We start from the raw sequence: 4,007 nt of genomic DNA, 5'->3' as shown, positions 1-4,007 counted from the left end.
AGCTGAGAATATTCTCAGCTGTTTTTTTATTTGTAATCCTTTTGTAACCTAACCCTTAGCTAAATAGTATATAATAATTATTACAAACAAATCCATTTAATACAAACATTACATAAAAAATCATCAGTCTCATTGACCAATAATCATAAATAGTTAGCTATTAACTTTACCCTAGCAACTAGTAACTGACTACTAAATTCAAAGGGGGATAACTATGAATAGACTTTTCAAAAAAGTAGTTTCATATATAACTAGTGGAATAATCATATTTTCCAGTTTGTCTCCAAGTTTTGCAGATAAGCCAATACTGCTCCACGAAAGAAAAACCATAGAAAACATTTCAAGTGGTGTCGTTCATGAACACATTCAAAAATTCACCTCTGACGGCTGGTGGAATATAAATGTTTTAAGAGTAAATTTAAAAGATAAATACACTAGCTTAGACGTTCTTTTTAATAAAGAAGGAATCTCTGAAAGAGAAACACTATCTAACATGATAAAAAATTCTAAAGCTATCGCAGGTATCAATGGTGATTTTTTCTCAACAGCTAAAAATTCCTTTCCTCTAGGAGTTGTCGTATCAAATGGAGAAATGGTTTCATCTCCACCATATCAATGGGATAAACTGCCTATATTTGCAATAGATAAAAATAATCATCCTTTTATATCCTTCTGGAAATGGGAGATAAAAGCAGTTCCAGAAGACGGACAACCTGTTATTCTCTCTGCTATAAACAAATCAAGCGACAAATATGAAGAAGTAATTTTATACGATAAAAACTGGAGCTTAAAAACCATAGGAAATACTTACTTTGACGATATGATAGAAATTATAGTAGAAAAAGACACAGTTAAAGAAATAAGAATTAATCAGCCTCCTATCGATATGCCACAAAATGGCTACATATTAACTGGTCGTGGAAGAGTTAAAGATATACTCCTTAATAATTTCAAAGTTGGTAAAAAAGTAAAGCTTGAAATAGATACTACGCCAGACTACAAAAACATAAAAACCGCTATAGGAAGTGGAACCTTTATTGTTAAAGATGGAAATATTGCTGATTTCACATTAAACATAAAAGGTAAACACCCAAGAACGGCACTAGGAATTAATAAAAATAAAGATGAACTTATTCTCGTAACAGTTGATGGTAGAGATACTTCCTATAAAGGCGTAGACTTAAATACTTTAGCTGAAATCATGATAGATTTAGGAGCTTATGAAGCAGTCAACCTAGATGGTGGCGGTTCTACTACCATGGTACTAAACCCACAGTACGAAGAAAATCCTACTGTTGTAAACCGTCCGTCAGATGGCAAAGAAAGAAAAATATCAAACGGAATAGGTATATTTAATAATGCTCCAAAGAGAAGTTTAAGCTATATAAAAATATATACTGATGATACTAATATATTTGCTAATACATCTAGAAATTTCTATATCAAAGGATTTGATAAGTATCATAATCCTGTTAATGTAGATATTAATAAAGTAATATTTAATATTTCAGGTATAAAAGGTAAATTTAATAAAAATACCTTAATTCCTAAGAAACCAGGAAAAGGTAAAGTAATAGCATATTATAAAGGTAAAAAAGCTGAAATTGAAATAAATGTTCTAGACGAAGTAAAAGAATTGCAATTCGGTTTTGAAAAATTCCATATAGATGTAAATAGTCAAAAAGATTTAACTGAAATATACGGAAAAAATGATGAAGGCTATACAGCAAAAATAAATCCAAAAGATATTACTTGGATGGCATTTGGCAATATTGGTAGAGTCATAAACGGAATATTTTACAGCTCTAAAGAACCAGCTTCTGGTGCTATTACTGCTAAAATTATGAATGCTGCCAGAAATATTGAAGTTTCAGTAGGTTACAATGAAGTCTTATTAGAGGACTTTGAAAATTTAAATAATTTAAGTTTCTTAAGCTATCCTCAAGAAGTAAAAGGAAGTATTGAGCTAGATAATAAAGATGTAATAAGTAGATTTTCTCTTAAGTTAAATTACGACTTCAGAAATTCCGAAAAAACTACAGCAGCATATGTAATTCTAGGAGAAAATGGTATTAAATTAGAAAATAAACCTGCCAAGCTTGGTTTATGGTTATACGGTAATGAAAGTAACCATTGGTTTAGAGGTAAGATAATAGACAGCAAAGGAAAAACCTTTTATATTGATTTTGCAAAAAATATTGACTGGAAAGGCTGGAAGTGGATTACAGCAGATATCCCAAATAACGTTAATTATCCTATAACTCTAGATAGAATTTATGTTGTTGAAACTAACCCTTTTAATAAGGATGAAGGCTACATCCTAATAGATGGACTAAAAGCTCTATATTCTACTCCATATAAAACTATGACTCTGCCTGCCGAAACCTATATAAAAGATAAGCTTCAAAAAAGCGAAATAATAGATAAAGGTGGCTTTAGTTTCATAGTTGCCAAAGGTATTGATAAGCTAGATATTCTAATTAAGCATCTTATAGGCAGCAAAATAGCCAAAAAAATAAATGAAAATCAATTGGGAATATTACTAGGTAAAACAAATAATATAATTCTAGATAGAATAAAAGTACCTTTTGCTGAAGCATCTAACGGATATTCATACTTTAGAAATAATAATACTCTATTTATACAGCTTGATGATACTGAAAATAGTCTAAGAACATCAGATGCAAACCAATGGCTTTGGTTAAAACAAATACTAAAAAAGTCTAATGAAAAGAACATAATTATTTCTTTAGCAAAACCTATATTTGGAGAATCAGGATTTACTGACAAATTAGAAGCAGAATTATTTCATGAAATATTAACTCAGTATAGAAGTTTAGGTAAAAATATTTTTGTAATTCAAGGAAGCAATAGAACAAATGTGATGTTAAAAGATGGAATTCGCTATATCGAAGTAGAGGATATAAATCTAGAGGATATAAACAATGTTTTTAATATTAAATATATTAGATTTGTGGTAAATGGAAATAAAATAGCTTATGAGATATTACCATTATTTCAACGAATGAATTAGAGGGACTTATGTGTCCCTCTTTATTTTATAGGAGGTATATCTAAAATTGTTCGCTTTATCCAAGTTGGTCCTTGATCTATGGTGTCTTTACCAATCAAATCATTTGATTGATTTTGCCCTTCATCTGCATGATAGACTTTCATTGCATAGTCTTCTTTTCCATCAACTCCGTCATAAACACCAGGATTTTCAACATCAACTCTTAAGTTTAACATAATTGCAACAACTAATATTGTTATTATAACTGCAAGTACCGAATAGTAAATCTTCCTCTTACCCATATAAATCACTCCTTTTCTTTCTTTGTAATATTATATACATCTAAACCGACTTTATACATCTATTGATGTAAGTCTATTTTTGTTTGGTATACTCCCATTTCTAACAACATATATTTGAATGAAGGGGGTATGCTATGAGCTCAATAAGAGAAATAAATATACACTATTCAGATGAAAATGGAGCAATAACTTTATCTAAAAATTTAAAACCGTACATGACAAATGATTTAGTTATAGTCTGTATAGGAACAGACAAGTGTATAGGCGACTGCCTTGGTCCTTTAGTTGGAACACTTCTTGAAAAATCTAACTTTCCATATCCTATATACGGAACACTATATAATCCAGTTCACGCAGTGAATCTGAAAGATAAAATTAATTATATAAGCAAAAAACATCCATATAGCTTTATAATAGCTATAGATGCATGTCTTAGTAATGATGAAAGTATAGGGACTATACAACTAAGGAAAGGACCTATATATCCTGGAAAAGGGGTCGGAAAAGAGCTTCCTCCTGTAGGAGATATTTCTATTATAGGAATAGTAGATATATTAGATGAAAATACTAAAGCAAACTTACATAGTATTAGACTCGGGTTTATAATGAAATTATCTGAAGTTATTGTGGATTCGTTATGGAGAGCGATAAATGAAATGAAATGAGATGCTGGCTTAGCGTCCATGCTAAGC

General features: G+C 30.2%; 3 protein-coding genes. 2 read left to right on the top strand and 1 reads right to left on the bottom strand.

The window, feature by feature from the left end:
• Positions 1–214: 214 nt before the first annotated feature.
• The gene (locus tag TR13x_RS10635; RefSeq protein ID WP_054871915.1) at positions 215–3,034 is read left to right on the top strand and encodes a phosphodiester glycosidase family protein; all 2,820 of its coding nucleotides are present in this window, start codon (positions 215–217) and stop codon (positions 3,032–3,034) included.
• Between the two features lie 20 nt (positions 3,035–3,054).
• On the opposite strand, the gene TR13x_RS10630 is transcribed toward TR13x_RS10635, so the two are convergent.
• Positions 3,055–3,315, bottom strand: coding sequence for a hypothetical protein (locus TR13x_RS10630; RefSeq protein ID WP_054871914.1), 261 nt, complete (start codon positions 3,313–3,315; stop codon positions 3,055–3,057).
• A gap of 134 nt (positions 3,316–3,449) precedes the next feature.
• On the opposite strand from TR13x_RS10630, the gene yyaC reads away from it, so the two are divergent.
• On the top strand, positions 3,450–3,980 hold the full coding sequence (yyaC, locus tag TR13x_RS10625; RefSeq protein WP_152912154.1) for a spore protease YyaC: 531 nt from the start codon (positions 3,450–3,452) through the stop codon (positions 3,978–3,980).
• The last annotated feature ends 27 nt before the right edge of the window (positions 3,981–4,007 follow it).

It is taken from the genome of Caloranaerobacter sp. TR13 (assembly GCF_001316435.1).
Taxonomy (GTDB): domain Bacteria; phylum Bacillota; class Clostridia; order Tissierellales; family Thermohalobacteraceae; genus Caloranaerobacter.
This window is presented reverse-complemented; position numbering and strand designations above follow the sequence as displayed.